Source organism: Pseudomonas sp. MF6767, from assembly GCF_016405475.1.
In the GTDB taxonomy this organism is placed as follows: domain Bacteria; phylum Pseudomonadota; class Gammaproteobacteria; order Pseudomonadales; family Pseudomonadaceae; genus Aquipseudomonas; species Aquipseudomonas paracarnis.
Genome location: NZ_JAEKCY010000003.1, coordinates 336,342 through 353,734, shown reverse-complemented (window position 1 = coordinate 353,734; position 17,393 = coordinate 336,342). Strand labels below are relative to the sequence as shown.

The following is a 17,393-nucleotide window of genomic DNA, read 5'->3' as shown; positions in this document are numbered from 1 at the left end:
GCAGCCTCTTTCGGCGACAGTTTGGAACTGTCTTATTGCTTGGCGGCAGCCAGCTGGGCAGCAACTTCTTCAGCGAAGTTGTCGACCGGCTTCTCGATGCCTTCGCCTACTTTGAAGTAAGTGAAGGAAACGATTTCAGCACCGGCTTTCTTGGCCAGTTCGCCAACCTTGATCTCAGGGTTCTTGACGAACGCCTGCTCAACCAGGCTTGCTTCGGCCAGGAACTTGCTGATACGGCCTTTGACCATGTTCTCAACAATGTTTTCTGGCTTGCCTTTGATTTTTTCTTCGTTCAGCTGCAGGAACACAGCTTTTTCACGCTCGATCGCTTCGGCCGAAACTTCCGAAGGCAGCAGGAACTCAGGGTTGCTTGCAGCAACGTGCATCGCGATGTCTTTGGCCAGCTCAACGTCGCCGCCTTTCAGAACAACTGCAACACCGATTTTGTTGCCGTGCAGGTAGCCACCAACTACATCACCTTCAACGCGAACCAGGCGACGGATGTTGACGTTTTCGCCAACCTTGCCGACCAGTACCAGGCGAGCTGCTTCTTGAGCTTCGATCAGAGGCTCAACAGTGGTCAGCTTGTCAGCGAAAGCTTTTTCGACGCTGGAAGCAACGAACGCCTTGAAGTCATCCTGCAGAGCCAGGAAGTCGGTCTGGGAGTTCACTTCCAGCAGAACGGCGGATTTGCCGTCTTCTTTCAGAGCGATAGCGCCTTCAGCAGCCACGTTACCTGCTTTCTTGGCAGCCTTGATGGCGCCGGAAGCACGCATGTCATCAATGGCTTTTTCGATGTCGCCGCCGGCCTTGGTCAAGGCCTTTTTGCAATCCATCATGCCTTCGCCGGTACGCTCACGCAGTTCTTTAACCAACGCTGCAGTAATCTCTGCCATTTCAAAATCCTCTTGGATAGGTTTTCAACCATTCCACCCGATTAAACGGGCGATCAATTCTTCCCGAATTTCCGTTGTAGGCCGCTGCACGTTACAAATAATGTAGCTGCGCTGCCGACAAATGGTTTTCGAGGTGGCAAAAAGGGGGCCAAGCCCCCTTTTTGCTTACTGAGTCAACGCCAGGGCGTCAATTACTCAGCGGCAGCTACCGGAGCTTCTTCAACGAACTGCTCGGTACCACCAGCAACGTGGTTGCGACCACGGATTACAGCGTCAGCCATCGAACCCATGTACAGCTGGATAGCGCGGATTGCGTCATCGTTGCCTGGGATGATGTAGTCAACGCCTTCCGGGCTGCTGTTGGTATCGACTACGCCGATAACCGGGATGCCCAGCTTGTTGGCTTCGGTGATCGCGATGCGCTCGTGATCAACGTCGATAACGAACAGTGCGTCAGGCAGACCGCCCATGTCCTTGATACCACCCAGGGAACGATCGAGCTTTTCCAGGTCACGGGAGCGCATCAGCGCTTCTTTCTTGGTCAGCTTGGCGAAAGTACCGTCTTCGGCTTGCACTTCAAGGTCACGCAGACGCTTGATGGAAGCACGGATGGTTTTGAAGTTGGTCAGCATGCCGCCCAACCAGCGGTGATCGACGTACGGCGAACCGCAACGTGCTGCTTCTTCAGCAACGATCTTGCCAGCGGAACGCTTGGTGCCGACGAACAGGATCTTGTTTTTGCCCTGGGCCAGACGCTCTACGAAAGTCAGCGCTTCGTTGAACATTGGCAGGGTTTTTTCAAGGTTGATAATGTGAATCTTGTTACGCGCGCCGAAAATGTACTTACCCATTTTCGGGTTCCAGTAACGGGTCTGGTGACCGAAGTGCACACCGGCCTTCAGCATATCGCGCATGTTGACTTGGGACATGATAGTTCCTTAATAAGTCGGGTTTGGCCTCCACGTATCCCAATGACCAACCAGCGGCATCAAGGCCTCCGGCACCCAGGTCATCGTGTCGACACGTGTGTGGATTTAAGCTTTGCGGGGTATCCCCGGAAAGCGGCGCATTTTATACCACAGCATCGGCAAAAACGAAACCCGCAATCACACTTGCCGGTCGTCGTCTTTGCGTAAGCCCTTGAATACAGCCAACATGCCTCTACCTCATAGAGAGAAGCGATCACCAGACGCGCATGATTTGCCAGCATCGTCTGTTAGAATCGCGTTTTTTGGGACTTGCGCGAATGCTGTACCCCTTTGTCGCGCTCCCCGTGAACCGTATTGATTTCAGCGCGTCGCGCTAGAGAGAGCCTGTATGACCGTTACCTTGAAAACCGCCGAAGACATCGCAGGCATGCGCGTTGCCGGCAAACTGGCTGCCGACGTGCTGGAAATGATCGCCGAACACGTCAAGCCCGGCGTCACCACCGAAGCGCTGGACCGCATTTGCCACGACTATATAGTCGACGTGCAAAAAGCCATCCCTGCCCCGCTGAATTACAAAGGCTTCCCCAAGTCGATCTGCACCTCGATCAACCACGTGGTCTGCCACGGCATTCCCGGTGACAAGCCACTGAAAGACGGCGACACCCTGAACATCGACGTCACGGTGATCAAGGATGGTTACCACGGCGACACCAGCCGCATGTTCCACGTCGGTAATGTGCCGGTATGGGCCGAGCGTCTGTCCCAGGTCACCCAGGAATGCATGTACAAGGCCATCGAGATCGTCAAGCCCGGCTGCCGCCTGGGTGACATCGGTGAAGTGATCCAGAAGCACGCGGAAAAGAACGGCTTCTCGGTGGTGCGCGAGTTCTGCGGCCACGGTATCGGCAAGGTGTTCCACGAAGAGCCGCAGATTCTGCATTACGGCCGCGCCGGCACCGGCATGGAACTCAAGGCCGGCATGACGTTCACCATCGAACCGATGATCAACCAAGGCAAGGCCGACACCAAGGTGCTGGGCGACGGCTGGACCGCCATCACCAAGGACCGCAAGCTCTCGGCCCAGTGGGAGCACACCCTGCTGGTCACCGACACCGGCTACGAGATCTTCACCCTGCGCGCTGACGACACCATCCCACGCGTTTCTGCCTGAAGGTCGCCCAGGTTTTCCCGCAACGTGTTGTGACTGACTGATAGATAGAAAGGAAAGCCGAACGATGCCCCAGGTGGATCCCGAACTCTTCGACCGTGGCCAATTCCAGGCCGAGCTGGCACTGAAGGCAAGCCCCATCGCCGCCTTCAAGAAGGCCATCCGCCAAGCCCGCGAGGTGCTCGATGCGCGCTTTCGCAGCGGCCGGGATATTCGCCGCCTGATCGAGGACCGCGCCTGGTTCGTCGATAACATCCTGCAAAAGGCCTGGGAGCAGTTCAATTGGAGTTTCGACGCCGATATCGCCCTGGTGGCGGTCGGCGGCTACGGTCGCGGCGAACTGCATCCCTACTCCGACATCGACCTGCTGATCCTGCTGGACCAGGCCGATCATGAGACCTTTCGCGATTCCATCGAGCGCTTTCTGACGTTGCTGTGGGACATCGGCCTGGAAGTCGGCCAGAGCGTACGCTCGGTGGACGAATGCGCCGAAGAAGCCCGTGCCGACCTGACGGTGGTCACCAACCTGATGGAAAGCCGCACCATCTGCGGCCCCGAGCGCCTGCGCCAGCGCATGCTCGAAGTCACCAGTACCGCACACATGTGGCCAAGCAAAGACTTTTTCCTGGCCAAGCGCGCCGAGCAAAAAGCCCGGCACCACAAGTACAACGACACCGAATACAACCTGGAACCCAACGTCAAAGGCTCACCCGGTGGGCTGCGGGATATCCAGACAATCTTGTGGGTGGCGCGCCGTCAATACGGCACGCTGAACCTGCGCGCCCTGGCCGGCGAAGGCTTTCTGGTGGAGAGCGAAAATTCCCTGCTAGCCTCGTCCCAGGAATTCCTGTGGAAGGTGCGCTACGCCCTGCACATGCTGGCCGGTCGTTCCGAAGACCGCCTGCTCTTCGATCACCAGCGCTCTATCGCTACCCTTCTGGGCTTTGAAGGCGAAGATGCGAAGACCAGCATCGAGAGCTTCATGCAGCAGTATTACCGGGTAGTCATGAGCATTGCCCAGCTCAGCGACTTGATCATCCAGCACTTCGAAGAAGTGATCCTGGCCCCCGAAGACGAAGCGCCACCGCAGCCGATCAATGCGCGTTTCCAGTTGCACGACGGCTATATCGAAGCACGCAACGACAACGTGTTCCGCCGCACGCCGTTCGCCATGCTGGAAATCTTCGTGTTGATGGCCCAGCAGCCGGAGATCAAAGGCGTGCGTGCCGATACCATCCGCTTGCTGCGGGAAAACCGTCACCTGATCGACGACGATTTTCGCAACGACATTCGCAATACCAGCCTGTTTATCGAACTGTTCAAGTGCCGCATCGGCATCCACCGCAACCTGCGACGCATGAACCGCTACGGCATTCTCGGGCGCTACCTGCCGGAGTTCGGCTTTATCGTCGGGCAGATGCAGCACGACCTGTTCCATATCTATACCGTCGATGCCCACACCCTGAACCTGATCAAGCACCTGCGTAAGTTGCAGTACACCCAGGTGTCAGAGAAATTCCCGCTGGCCAGTAAGCTGATGGCCAAGCTGCCCAAGCCCGAGCTGATTTACCTGGCCGGCTTGTACCACGACATCGGCAAAGGCCGGCATGGCGACCACTCGGAGATCGGCGCGGTCGATGCCGAAGCCTTCTGCCAGCGCCACCAGTTGCCGGTGTGGGACAGCCGCCTGATTGTCTGGCTGGTGCAGAACCACCTGGTGATGTCGACCACGGCCCAGCGCAAGGACTTGTCCGACCCGCAGGTGATCCACGACTTTGCCGGCATCGTCGGCGATGAAACCCGCCTGGATTACCTGTATGTGCTGACCGTCTCCGACATCAACGCCACCAACCCGACGCTGTGGAACTCCTGGCGCGCCAGCCTGTTGCGCCAGCTGTACACCGAGACCAAGCGCGCCCTGCGCCGTGGCCTGGAGAACCCGGTGGACCGCGAAGAGCAGATCCGCCGCACCCAAAGCGCAGCCCTGGATATCTTGGTGCGCGGCGGTAACGACCCGGACGACGTCGAGCAACTCTGGTCGCAACTGGGTGACGATTACTTCCTGCGCCACACCGCCGGCGACGTGGCCTGGCACAGCGACGCGATCCTGCAGCAACCCGCCGATGGCGGCCCGTTGGTCTTGATCAAGGAAACCACCCAGCGCGAATTCGAAGGCGGCACGCAGATCTTCATCTACGCGCCCGACCAGCACGACTTCTTCGCCGTGACCGTGGCGGCCATGGACCAGCTCAACCTGAACATCCATGACGCCCGGGTCATCACCTCCAGCAGCCAGTTCACCCTCGACACCTACATCGTGCTCGACGCCGACGGCGACTCGATTGGCGACAACCCGGCGCGCGTGAAAAAGATCCGCGAGGGCCTCACCGAAGCCCTGCGCAACCCCGACGACTACCCCACCATCATCCAGCGCCGGGTGCCGCGCCAGCTCAAGCATTTTGCCTTTGCGCCTCAGGTGACCATTTCCAACGACGCACAGCGCCCGGTGACGGTGCTGGAGCTCAGCGCACCGGATCGCCCAGGCCTGCTGGCGCGTATCGGCGGGATTTTCCTGGAGTTCGACCTGTCATTGCAAAATGCCAAGATTGCGACCCTGGGCGAGCGGGTAGAAGACGTGTTCTTTATCACCGATGCCGACAACCAGCCACTGTCCGACCCGGAGCTGTGCCTGCGTTTACAGGCGGCAATCGTGGAGCAGTTGAGCGTGACCCAGGAACCCGGTGTCGAGCTGACCAGACTGACTATTTGAATTCTTAACTTTGTGAACACGAGTCATGTGGGAGCTGGCTTGCCTGCGATGCAGACACTTCGGCCCGTCCGATCGACCGCAGATCGCAGGCAGGCCAGCTCCCACAGATCCGCGCTCACCGTGATAGAGGCTTATATGAACAACGCCCTTAACCAGTTGCAGCCCTACCCCTTCGAGAAGCTGCGCGCCCTGCTCGGCAGCGTGACGCCGAACCCGGACAAACGCCCGATCGCACTGTCCATCGGCGAGCCCAAGCACACGTCACCGGCCTTCGTTGCCGAGGCCTTGAGCAATAACCTCGATCAAATGGCGGTGTACCCCACCACATTGGGTATCCCGGCACTGCGTGAAGCCATCGGCGCCTGGTGCGAACGCCGCTTCAACGTGCCCAAGGGCTGGCTGGACCCAGCGCGCAACATCCTGCCGGTCAACGGTACGCGCGAGGCGCTGTTTGCCTTCACCCAGACCGTGGTCAACCGTGGCGACGATGCGCTGGTTGTGAGCCCCAACCCGTTCTACCAGATCTACGAAGGCGCCGCGTTCCTGGCCGGGGCCAAGCCGCATTACCTGCCGTGCCTGGATAGCAACGGCTTCAATCCAGACTTCGATGCTGTCTCCCCCGATATCTGGAAACGCTGCCAGATCCTGTTCCTGTGCTCCCCCGGGAACCCGACCGGTGCGCTGATTCCAGTCGCCACACTGAAAAAACTCATCGCCCTGGCCGATAAATACGATTTCGTCATCGCCGCCGACGAATGCTACAGCGAACTGTACTTCGACGAACAAACCCCACCCCCGGGCCTGCTCAGCGCCTGCGTCGAACTGGGCCGTCAGGACTTCAAGCGTTGTGTGGTATTCCACAGCCTATCCAAGCGCTCCAACCTGCCAGGCCTGCGTTCAGGCTTCGTGGCCGGCGACGCCGAGATCCTCAAGGCCTTTTTGCTGTACCGCACCTACCATGGCTGCGCGATGCCGGTGCAAACCCAGTTGGCCAGCATCGCCGCCTGGCAGGACGAGGCCCATGTACTGGCCAACCGTGACCTGTACCGCGAGAAGTTCGACGCAGTGCTGGCGATCCTCAAGCCGGTGCTGGACGTGCAAAGCCCGGACGGCGGCTTTTACCTGTGGCCGAATGTACAAGGCGATGACGCCGCCTTCTGCCGCGATTTGTTCGTGGAAGAACATGTGACGGTGGTGCCGGGCTCTTACCTGTCGCGGGAAGTGGACGGCTTTAACCCAGGTGCGGGGCGTGTGCGCCTGGCATTGGTTGCGCCGTTGGCCGAATGCGTGGAAGCGGCTGAGCGGATTCGGGATTACATTCAACGTCGCACCTGAACACCCTCCCGTATATATCCATGATATACGGGGCATATAATTTCAAACAGTATGCTCGGAACTTTCCTGCGACGTGGACGAATAAACCAATACATTCGCCCACACTCATCGCAGGAAAGATAACGTGATAGTCACCTCCTCCCAATCCGCTTTTCTATACAACTCGCCCAGTGCGTCCAACGAAGACTCCGCAGATAAAGCACAACCGCTTTCCAGAAGCCGGCGCAATATTGGTGAGCCGGCTAGATACTGGCCTCAAAACAGCACGATCAAAATCGCCATCTACGAATGCGATAAGGACGATGAATACGTACTGGCCGTTAAAAAGGCCGCCAGCGAATGGCTGCCCCACATCAATCTGAAGTTCGAGTTTGTATCCGGGAATGAAGGGGATGTTCGTATCGCGCAGAACCCGAGCAACGACTCCGAAGGCAACTCAGCCGTAGGAACGCAAGCACTCGATAAAAATCCAGCGTATCCCACCATGGAACTCCCATGGGACCATAAGCACCCCAGATTCGCTTACATCGTGATGCACGAGTTTGGGCATATGCTGGGCGCTCATCACGCCCATCAACACCCTGACGCCGATATTCCATGGGATATGGAGAAGATCAAACGTATACCCGGATCAAACAAGCAAGAGGCAGAACGCAACTTGCTTCCCCTGCCTCGGTCCAGCAAATACCACTTCATGCCCTATGATGGCGAATCAGTCATGCACTATGAAATTGATTCCGCCTTCACACACAGAGGCTGGGCCCAGTCAGAAAGTTGGGCGCTGAGCGATGGAGACATCGCCTGGGCAAAAAAGACCTATCCAAAAGCGATATCTGCTATTTCTTGAGCCCCAAATTCGCCTCGCTCATATCCAATTCCGCCAGCACCTCCCTCAATACGTCATCACCAATCTGGTGGTGACGGCTCAAGCTGTACAACTCCAACCGTTGCGCGCGCAGAGCCTTGAGCCGCAGCTTGCGCTCAAGCAGGTCCATTTGCTGCGCCAGCGCCTGAGCTTCAGCCGAATCGTTGAAGACTTCCAATTGATGGCGATATTCCGACATCAGCCGTGCCTTCAGTTCGGTAGCCAATGCCGCCTGGGCGGCGTCCGGCGTTTCGGCCTCGGCTGGCTCGTCGGCCTCCAGTGCATGAATCGCGGCCACGGCGGTCTTTTTCCAGGCTTCGCGCACTTCTTTGTGGCGTTTTTCATCCGGGCTATTCTCGACGCCGCGTAACAGCAGCGGCAGCGCGATACAGGCAGCGACCAGTGATAACAGGATCACACCGGCAGCGATAAAGATCAGCAGGTCACGCTCAGGGAAATCCTGGCCAGGCGCCAACAGCAAGGGCACCGACATGACGCCCGCCAGGGTCACCGCACCGCGTACACCGCCGACGGTCAACAACCAGCAGGAACGGGCCGTCGGCACCAGGGTCAGCGCGCTTTTGCCACGTAGCCTGCGCAGCAACCCTGACAGCCGCCAGATGCTTTGCACCCAGATGAAGCGCAATACCACCAGCACCAGAAAGATCGCCACCACATCCAGGCAGCGATACATCAAGGTGGGCCACAGCGTGGTTTCATGGCTGACCACGGCCTTGATGATGTCTGGCAGTTGCAGACCGAGCAGCAGGAAGATCAGGCCGTTAAAGGCAAACTCCAGCAACGACCACACGCTGCGGTTGAGCAGGCGCGTGCTGGTCTGGCGCGGCAGCAGGTCGAGCCAGCTTTGCATCATGCCCGCTGCCACCGCCGAGAGGATGCCGGACGCGCCCAGGCGTTCAGCCAGTACGTACGCAGCAAAGGGCAGCAACAACATGAACACCACATGGGTCGCCGGGTCGTCCCAACCGCGCGCGATCATCCAGGCGCGCAGGCGGCCGACCAGCCAGCTCAACGCCACACCGATCGCCAGCCCGCCCACCGCCACTAACACAAACGTCAGGCTGGCATCCGCCAGGGAAAAGACTCCGGTCAACGCCGCGGCCAGGGCGAACTTGAAAGTCACCAGGCCCGACGCGTCATTCATCAAGGCCTCGCCCTGGAGCATGTGCATCAGCGGCTTGGGCAAACGGTTCTGGGAAATGGCCGACACCGCCACGGCGTCCGTCGGCGAGAGCACCGCTGCCAGGGCAAAGGCCACCGGCAAGGGGATCGAGGGCAGCAACCAATGAATGAAGTAACCGGCGCCCACCACGGTGAACAGCACCAGCCCCACCGCCAATGTCAGGATCGGGCCACGCAGGTGCCACAACTCACGCTTGGGCATGCGCCAACCATCGGAAAACAACAGTGGCGGCAGGAACAGAAACAGGAACAGCTCAGGGTCCAGCGCCACATGCAGCCCCAACGTGGGCCAGGCCAGCAAGGCGCCGGCGGCGATCTGCACCAGGGGCAAGGGCAGTGGGATGATGCGCCCGATCAGGCGCGAAAAGCTGACCAGCATCAGCAGGATAAGAACGGTGTAGGCGGTTTGCATAACGCGGGTTTCCCGGACAATCGACTCGCAACGACACATCAGGCAACAACTGGCCGTTGAAGTGCCATATTACCCGGCTATGTTACCTGGCTATGTTACTCGCCTATGCTGCGCACTGGCACTTTGCACAAAAGTCGCACGCTGTTGACGAGCGGCGCCGAAACCCGCTGGTCGTGGCATAATCGGCGATCTTTCATTTTCATACGTCCAAAGGGGGGCAATTCCTTGAGTGCTTCAAGCAAAACCTTGCACCTTTTCGGCATCAAAGCCTGCGACACCATGAAAAAGGCGCGCACCTGGCTCGATGAGCACGGGGTGAGCTATGAGTTCCATGACTACAAAACGGCCGGTATCGACCGCGAACACTTGACCCAATGGTGCAACGAGCACGGTTGGCAGGTGGTTTTGAACCGTGCGGGCACCACCTTTCGCAAACTCGAAGACGAACGCAAAGCCGATCTCGATCAGTCGAAAGCCATTGAATTGATGCTCGCACAACCCTCGATGATCAAGCGCCCGGTGCTCGATCTCGGTGACAGAACCCTGATTGGCTTCAAGCCAGATAGTTATTCGGCGGCCCTCAAGTAGGCCAGCCTTCCATTTTTGTAGAGGTAACAGCATGTCCAATTCCCTGTTCAGCCTGGGCTTCGGCGTCGGCACTCAGAACCGCCAAGGTGCTTGGCTGGAAGTGTTTTACGCACAACCCTTGCTCAATCCATCGGCTGAAATCGTTGCCGCCATCGCACCGATCCTCGGTTACACCGAAGGCAACCAGGCGATCACCTTCACCGTGAGCCAGGCCCTGCAACTGGCCGACGCGCTCAAAGGCGTCGATGCTGCCCAGGCCGCCCTGCTCAGCCGCCTGGCTGAAAGCCACACGCCGCTGGTCGCGACCTTGCTGGCCGAAGACGCCGCACTGACCTCCACGCCTGAGGCCTACCTCAAGCTGCACCTGCTGTCCCATCGCCTGGTCAAGCCCCACGGCCTGAGCCTGGCCGGTGTGTTCCCGCAGTTGCCGAACGTGGCCTGGACCAGCCAGGGCGCTATCGACATCAATGAACTGGCCGAGCGCCAACTGGAAGCGCGCCTGCGTGGCGACCTGCTGGAAGTGTTCTCGGTGGACAAGTTCCCGAAAATGACCGACTACGTCGTACCGGCTGGCGTGCGTATCGCTGACGCTGCACGTATCCGTCTGGGCGCGTACGTGGGCGAAGGCACCACCGTGATGCACGAAGGCTTCGTCAACTTCAACGCGGGCACCGAAGGCCCGGGCATGATCGAAGGTCGCGTATCGGCGGGCGTATTCGTCGGCAAGGGCTCGGACCTGGGCGGCGGTTGCTCCACCATGGGCACCCTGTCGGGCGGCGGCAATATTGTGATCAAGGTGGGCGAAGGCTGCCTGATCGGCGCCAACGCCGGTACCGGTATCCCATTGGGCGACCGCAACACCGTGGAGTCGGGCCTCTACATCACCGCCGGCACCAAGGTTGCCCTGCTGGACGAGCAGAACCAACTGGTCAAGGTGGTCAAGGCACGCGAGTTGGCTGGCCAGCCGGACCTGCTGTTCCGTCGTAACTCCGAGACCGGTGCCGTGGAGTGTAAAACCCACAAATCGGCCATCGAACTGAACGAAGCGCTGCACGCTCACAACTAAGCAGCCACTCGATGCCACTAGCGGGCCGCACCCTCGGGGGCGGCCCGCTTATACGAGTCTTGATCACCATGCTTGTGCCCTCCCCCTGGCGCGCCGACTTCCCGGCCATCGCCACCCTGCAACGGCAAGACCAGATCTATCTGGACAGCGCCGCCACCACGCAAAAACCCCAAGCCCTGCTGGATGCCATCAATCATTACTACGCCAATGGCGCAGCGAATGTGCACCGTGCCCAGCATTTGCCCGGGGCCCATGCTACCCAGGCCTTTGAAGACAGCCGCAGCAAGGTCGCGCAGTGGTTGAACGCAGGTGACAGCGGGCAGGTTGTGTTTACCCACGGCGCAACGTCTGCGCTGAACCTCCTGGCCTATGGCCTGGAACACTTATTCAATGCGGGCGATGAGATTGCCATCAGCGCCCTGGAACACCACGCCAACCTGTTGCCCTGGCAGCAATTGGCCAAACGCCGCGCGCTCACGCTGGTGGTATTACCCCTGGACGATGAAGGCGTAATCGACCTGGACGCCGCGGCCCGCTTGATTGGCCCGCGCACGCGCCTGCTGGCGGTGAGCCAGTTGTCCAACGTGCTCGGTGCCTGGCAGCCGCTGCAAGCCTTGCTGGCGCTGGCCCAGGCACATGGCGCCCTCACGGTGGTGGACGGCGCCCAAGGCATCGTCCATGGCCGCCACGACGTACAGGCCCTGGGCTGCGACTTCTACGTGTTCTCCAGCCACAAACTCTACGGCCCGGACGGCGTCGGCGTGCTGTATGGCCGTAATGAGACCCTGCACCACCTGCGCCACTGGCAGTTCGGCGGCGAGATGGTGCAACAGGCCGACTACCACAGCGCCAGCTTTCGCCCCGCGCCGCTGGGCTTTGAAGCCGGCACCCCACCGATTGCCAGCGTGATCGGCCTGGGCGCGAGCCTGGATTACCTGAGCTCGCTGGATGCCTCGGCGGTGATCGCCCACGAAGCCGCTCTGCATGACTACCTGCTGCGTGGGCTTAAGGCACGCAATGGCGTGCGCGTGCTGGGATCGCCGCAGGTGGCGCTGGTGAGTTTTGTGGTGGAGGGCGTGCACAACGCCGACCTCGCCCACCTGCTGACCGAGCAAGGCATTGCAGTGCGTGCCGGTCATCACTGCGCGATGCCATTGTTGAAGGCAATGCATCTGTCAGGCGCTATCCGCGTTTCCCTGGCGCTCTACAACGATTCCGACGACCTGGAACGCTTTTTTGAAGCGCTGGACCAGGCGCTGGACATGCTGCGATGAGCTTGCCGCTGGAGGCACAAGCCGCGCTGGAAGCCTTCCAGGCCGTGGGCAGCTGGGAGCAGCGCGCACGGATGCTGATGCAATGGGGTGAACGCTTGCCCGCCCTGGCTGATGACGAAAAGGTCGATGCTAACCTGGTGCAAGGTTGCGAAAGCCTGGTGTGGCTGGTGGGGCGCTTGCAGGATGGCCATTGGCAGTTTGCTGCGAGCAGCGAGGCACGGATGATTCGCGGGTTGGTGGCGTTGCTGCTGGCACGGGTCAATGGGTTGTCGGCTGATCAATTGCAAGCGGTCGACCTGCCTGGCTGGTTCAATCAACTGGGCCTGTCGCGCCAACTATCGCCGTCGCGCAGCAATGGCTTGAATGCCGTACTGCAACGCATGCGAGACCTGACGCGTACACAGAAATAATGTGGGAGCTGGCTTGCCTGCGATAGCCATAGGTATCTACATAACTCTGTTAGCTCAACGGTAACCACGGTGCGAAGCGAGCCGCTCTTGATCTGCTTTTGATCTTAGGCGCCCCGTTAAACCACGCTGGCCGGAATTCGACAGGGATTTGGGGGGTAAACCGGCAGGGATGCCGGTTTAGCCGCCCCGCGCCATGGATGGCGCGTGGCGGCGGCCCCCCAAATCACTGGCGGATTACGGGCACACCGAGCCTAAGCGAGGTGCCGAGTGGTGGGGCAAGAGCGTTTTGCTTACTTTTGCGCTTTTCAAAAGTGAGCCGCTGTAAAAGCGGAACCCTAAGTGGCCGCTACCGCAGGAATGGATATGTACACGGTCCAACTGTGTTGACTGTCAGGCCGTCTTCGCAGGCAAGCCAGCTCCCACATTGGATCGCGGGGCATCAGTTATATCTGTGTCGGCTGCCAGGCCGTCACGGGAGCAAGCTCCCTCGCCACAGATTTAGCGTCGTGCCGAAGTTGTGTAGATACCTATGCTGCGATAGCGGCGAATCAGTCAGTATTTTCAGTGGCTGACACACCGCTATCGCAGGCAAGCCAGCTCCCACAATCTGGATCTATGTTCGGCAATGAGATTTAGCTGGGTTTGATGCGCTCCGACGGCCTGCGCACTCCCGCCACAATCTTGTCCACCGCCTTGGTCGCCGCCACCATGCCGAACGTGGCGGTGACCATCATCACCGCGCCAAACCCTCCCGCGCAGTCAAGCTTGACCCCGTCGCCGACAAAACTCTTCTGCAAACAGATACTGCCATCGGGTTTGGGATAGCGCAGTTGTTCGGTGGAAAACACGCAGGGCACGCTGTAATGACGGGTCACCGTGCGCGAGAAGCCATAATCGCGGCGCAAGGTAGAGCGTACTTTCGACGCCAGCGGATCATTGAAGGTGCGGTTCAGGTCGCACACCTGGATCAGCGTGGGGTCAATCTGCCCGCCGGCACCGCCAGTAGTGATGATCTGGATCTTGCGACGCTTGCACCAGGCAATCAGCGCCGCCTTGGCGTTGACCGCGTCGATGCAGTCGATCACGCAGTCGATAGTCGGGGTGATGTACTCGGCCATGGTGTCGCGGGTGACGAAGTCTGCCACCGCGTGCACGGTGCACTCAGGATTAATACCGCGCAAACGCTCGGCCATCACTTCGACCTTGGGCTTGCCCACGGTGCTGTCCAAGGCATGCAACTGGCGGTTGCTGTTGCTGACGCAGACATCGTCCAGGTCAAACAGCGAAATCTCGCCCACCCCGCAGCGGGCAATCGCTTCCGCCGCCCAGGAACCCACGCCGCCGACGCCGACAATCGCCACATGGGCCGCTTTCAAGCGCTCCAGGCCCTCAAGCCCGTACAAGCGGGCGACGCCTGCAAACCGCGGATCTTCTGTACTCATCATCATTACCCCAAAAACCGGCGCGCATTATAGGGCTACGGAGCGGCAAGTTTTAAGCTACAAGTTACAAGTGAAGAACTTAGATGGAGTTTCGCAGACTAACGTCCGGCTTTTCTCTGTCTGCTGTACGCTCAGGGAAGCGCCAGTGTAGGATGCGCGCCGTTCGGCGCAGGCCGACACCTCTTTCGTTCCGCACCCTTTGGAACCCGACATAACCATGGCATCGCGTAAATTTGGACTCAACCTGGTGGTGGTGCTGGCAATTGCCGCGCTGTTCACCGGTTTCTGGGCGCTGATCAACCGCCCGGTCACCGCTCCCAACTGGCCCGATCAGATCTCCGGTTTTTCCTACTCGCCGTTCCAGCAAGGCCAGTACCCGCAGAAAGGCCAGTACCCTACCGATGAACAGATGCGTCAGGACCTTGCGATCATGAGCAAGCTGACGGACAACATCCGTACCTACTCGGTGGACGGCCCCCTGGGGGATATACCCAAGCTGGCCGAAGAGTTTGGCCTGCGCGTGACCCTGGGGATCTGGATCAGCCCGGACCTTGAGCGTAACGAGCGGGAGATCCAGCGCGCTATCGAGATCGCCAACACCTCGCGCAGTGTCGTGCGCGTAGTGGTGGGCAACGAAGCGTTGTTCCGTGAAGAAATCACCCCCGAAGCCCTGATCGTGCTGCTCGACCGCGTGCGCGCCGCCGTGAAAGTCCCGGTGACCACCTCCGAGCAATGGCACATCTGGGAAAAGAACCCGCAACTGGCCAAGCACGTCGACCTGATCGCCGCGCACATCCTGCCGTTCTGGGAATACATCCCAATGGACAAGGCCGGCCAGTACGTTCTCGACCGCGCCAAGGACCTGAAGAAAGCCTTCCCGAAAAAGCCACTGCTGCTATCGGAAGTGGGCTGGCCGAGCAACGGCCGTATGCGCGGTGGCAATGAGTCGTCGCCGGCCGACCAGGCGATTTACCTGCGTACGCTGGTCAACAAGCTCAACCGCCAGGGTTACAACTACTTTGTGATCGAGGCCTTCGACCAGCCGTGGAAGGTCAGCGACGAAGGGTCAGCGGGTGCGTATTGGGGTGTATTCAATGCCGCGCGCCAGCAGAAATTCAATTTTGACGGCCCGGTGGTGGCGATTCCGCAATGGCGGGTACTGGCCATCGGTTCGGTGGTGCTTGCGCTGCTGTCCCTGACCCTGTTGATGATCGACGGCTCGGCCCTGCGCCAGCGGGGCCGTACCTTCCTGACCTTCATTGCGTTCCTGTGCGGGTCGGTGCTGGTCTGGATCGGCTACGACTACAGCCAGCAATACAGCACCTGGTTCAGCGTGACGGTCGGGGTGTTGCTGGCACTCGGCGCCCTGGGCGTGTTCATTGTGTTGCTGACCGAAGCCCATGAGCTGGCAGAAGCGGTGTGGACCCACAAGCGCCGGCGTGAATTCCTGCCCGTGGAAGGCGACTCGGACTACCGCCCGAAAGTGTCGATCCACGTGCCGTGCTACAACGAGCCACCGGAAATGGTCAAGCAGACCCTCGACGCCCTGGCCGCCCTCGACTATCCGGATTATGAAGTCCTGATCATCGACAACAACACCAAGGACCCGGCGGTGTGGGAGCCGGTGCGCGACTACTGCGAAACCCTCGGCCCGCGCTTCAAGTTCTTCCACGTCGCGCCCCTGGCCGGTTTCAAGGGCGGCGCGCTGAACTACCTGATCCCGCACACCGCCAAGGATGCCGAAGTGATCGCAGTGATCGACTCGGACTACTGCGTATCGCCGAACTGGCTCAAGCACATGGTGCCGCACTTCGCCGACCCGAAAATCGCCGTGGTGCAGTCGCCCCAGGATTACCGCGACCAGAACGAAAGCACCTTCAAGAAGCTCTGCTACGCCGAATACAAAGGCTTCTTCCATATCGGCATGGTCACCCGTAACGACCGTGACGCGATCATCCAGCACGGCACCATGACCATGACCCGCCGCTCGGTGCTTGAAGAGCTGGGCTGGGCCGACTGGTGCATCTGTGAAGACGCCGAACTGGGCCTGCGCGTGTTCGAAAAAGGCCTGTCTGCGGCGTACTACCACGACAGCTACGGCAAGGGTTTGATGCCGGATACCTTTATCGATTTCAAGAAACAGCGTTTCCGCTGGGCCTATGGCGCGATCCAGATCATCAAGCGCCACACCGCCAGCCTGTTGCGCGGTAAAGACACCGAACTGACCCGTGGCCAGCGCTACCACTTCCTTGCGGGCTGGTTGCCGTGGGTGGCCGACGGCATGAACATCTTCTTTACCGTCGGCGCCCTGTTGTGGTCTGCGGCGATGATCATCGTGCCGACTCGGGTCGACCCGCCATTGCTGATTTTCGCGATCCCGCCGTTGGCGTTGTTTGTGTTCAAAGTCGGCAAGATCATCTTCCTCTATCGTCGTGCGGTAGGTGTGAACTTGAAAGATGCGTTCTGCGCGGCACTGGCCGGGTTGGCGCTGTCTCATACCATCGCCAAAGCGGTGTTGTACGGCTTCTTCACCAGCAGCATTCCGTTCTTTCGTACACCGAAAAACGCGGATAACCACGGCTTCTGGGTGGCGATTTCCGAAGCCCGCGAAGAAATGTTCATCATGCTGCTGCTATGGGGCGCGGCGCTGGGGATCTACCTGGTGCAAGGCCTGCCGAGCAATGACATTCGCTTCTGGGTGGTAATGTTGCTGGTACAGTCGCTGCCGTACGTGGCGGCGCTGATCATGGCGTTCTTGTCGTCGCTGCCCAAACCTTCGACGGCGCCTGAGGCTGCGCCGGCGGCGTAAAAAGTCACGCGATGCACTAAACGGCGGCCCTTGGCCGCCGTTTTGCTATAAGATAACGGCCGTTTGTGAGACTTGGCCTGGCCCAATTCTATGTGGGAGCTGGCTTGCCTGCGATGCAGACGCCGCGGTCTGACAGGCACACCGCAGCGATGCTATCGCCGGCAAGCCAGCTCCCACATTGGAATTGCGTCGCTCCAGGCTCGGTATTTCCACATTCGTCCTGCGC

The 17,393-nt window shown here is 59.7% G+C and carries 13 protein-coding genes; 9 read left to right on the top strand and 4 right to left on the bottom strand.

The features are described from left to right. Positions 1-32: 32 nt before the first annotated feature. Together tsf and rpsB are read right to left on the bottom strand one after the other, a co-directional pair. The gene (gene tsf / locus JFT58_RS07815) at positions 33-896 is read right to left on the bottom strand and encodes a translation elongation factor Ts (protein ID WP_054899096.1); all 864 of its coding nucleotides are present in this window, start codon (positions 894-896) and stop codon (positions 33-35) included. A gap of 191 nt (positions 897-1,087) precedes the next feature. Continuing rightward, positions 1,088-1,825, bottom strand: a complete 738-nt coding sequence (rpsB, locus tag JFT58_RS07810) for a 30S ribosomal protein S2 (protein ID WP_003189158.1) — start codon at positions 1,823-1,825, stop codon at positions 1,088-1,090. Positions 1,826-2,213: 388 nt separating this feature from the next. Between rpsB and map the strand changes: the two genes are divergently transcribed. The 4 genes from map (at position 2,214) to JFT58_RS30665 (ending at position 7,945) form a co-directional block, all read left to right on the top strand. Further along, positions 2,214-2,996 (top strand): type I methionyl aminopeptidase, encoded by a 783-nt coding sequence (gene map, locus JFT58_RS07805; protein WP_003189156.1) that lies wholly within the window; start codon positions 2,214-2,216, stop codon positions 2,994-2,996. 64 nt (positions 2,997-3,060) lie between these two features. After that, a complete protein-coding gene (locus JFT58_RS07800; RefSeq protein ID WP_103299328.1) occupies positions 3,061-5,763 on the top strand; it encodes a [protein-PII] uridylyltransferase in 2,703 nt (900 codons plus the stop codon). Positions 5,764-5,898: 135 nt separating this feature from the next. Further along, positions 5,899-7,098, top strand: coding sequence for a succinyldiaminopimelate transaminase (gene dapC / locus JFT58_RS07795; protein WP_054899091.1), 1,200 nt, complete (start codon positions 5,899-5,901; stop codon positions 7,096-7,098). A gap of 124 nt (positions 7,099-7,222) precedes the next feature. Further along, complete coding sequence (locus JFT58_RS30665; protein ID WP_054899092.1) at positions 7,223-7,945, top strand: M12 family metallopeptidase; 723 nt, start codon at positions 7,223-7,225, stop codon at positions 7,943-7,945. Here the strand turns inward: JFT58_RS30665 and JFT58_RS07785 are convergent. Further along, complete coding sequence (locus tag JFT58_RS07785) at positions 7,935-9,578, bottom strand: Na+/H+ antiporter (protein WP_054899093.1); 1,644 nt, start codon at positions 9,576-9,578, stop codon at positions 7,935-7,937. The genes JFT58_RS30665 and JFT58_RS07785 overlap by 11 nt on opposite strands. Before the next feature lie 279 nt (positions 9,579-9,857). On the opposite strand from JFT58_RS07785, the gene JFT58_RS07780 reads away from it, so the two are divergent. The 4 genes from JFT58_RS07780 to JFT58_RS07765 all read left to right on the top strand — a co-directional run bounded on the left by JFT58_RS07780 (position 9,858) and on the right by JFT58_RS07765 (position 12,916). Further along, positions 9,858-10,166, top strand: coding sequence for an arsenate reductase (locus tag JFT58_RS07780; RefSeq protein ID WP_229999207.1), 309 nt, complete (start codon positions 9,858-9,860; stop codon positions 10,164-10,166). A gap of 31 nt (positions 10,167-10,197) precedes the next feature. After that, a complete protein-coding gene (gene dapD, locus JFT58_RS07775) occupies positions 10,198-11,232 on the top strand; it encodes a 2,3,4,5-tetrahydropyridine-2,6-dicarboxylate N-succinyltransferase (RefSeq protein WP_034126827.1) in 1,035 nt (344 codons plus the stop codon). A gap of 68 nt (positions 11,233-11,300) precedes the next feature. Then, on the top strand, positions 11,301-12,506 hold the full coding sequence (locus tag JFT58_RS07770; RefSeq protein ID WP_054899094.1) for an aminotransferase class V-fold PLP-dependent enzyme: 1,206 nt from the start codon (positions 11,301-11,303) through the stop codon (positions 12,504-12,506). Then, positions 12,503-12,916: a SufE family protein gene (locus JFT58_RS07765; protein ID WP_054899095.1), complete on the top strand. Its 414-nt coding sequence runs from the start codon at positions 12,503-12,505 to the stop codon at positions 12,914-12,916. The genes JFT58_RS07770 and JFT58_RS07765 overlap by 4 nt, the downstream gene beginning before the upstream one ends. A gap of 632 nt (positions 12,917-13,548) precedes the next feature. Here the strand turns inward: JFT58_RS07765 and tcdA are convergent. Continuing rightward, entirely contained in the window at positions 13,549-14,358 is an 810-nt protein-coding gene (tcdA, locus tag JFT58_RS07760) for a tRNA cyclic N6-threonylcarbamoyladenosine(37) synthase TcdA (RefSeq protein WP_371262607.1), read from the bottom strand. A gap of 217 nt (positions 14,359-14,575) precedes the next feature. Between tcdA and JFT58_RS07755 the strand changes: the two genes are divergently transcribed. Beyond that, the gene (locus tag JFT58_RS07755) at positions 14,576-17,167 is read left to right on the top strand and encodes a glycosyltransferase (RefSeq protein WP_034126823.1); all 2,592 of its coding nucleotides are present in this window, start codon (positions 14,576-14,578) and stop codon (positions 17,165-17,167) included. The last annotated feature ends 226 nt before the right edge of the window (positions 17,168-17,393 follow it).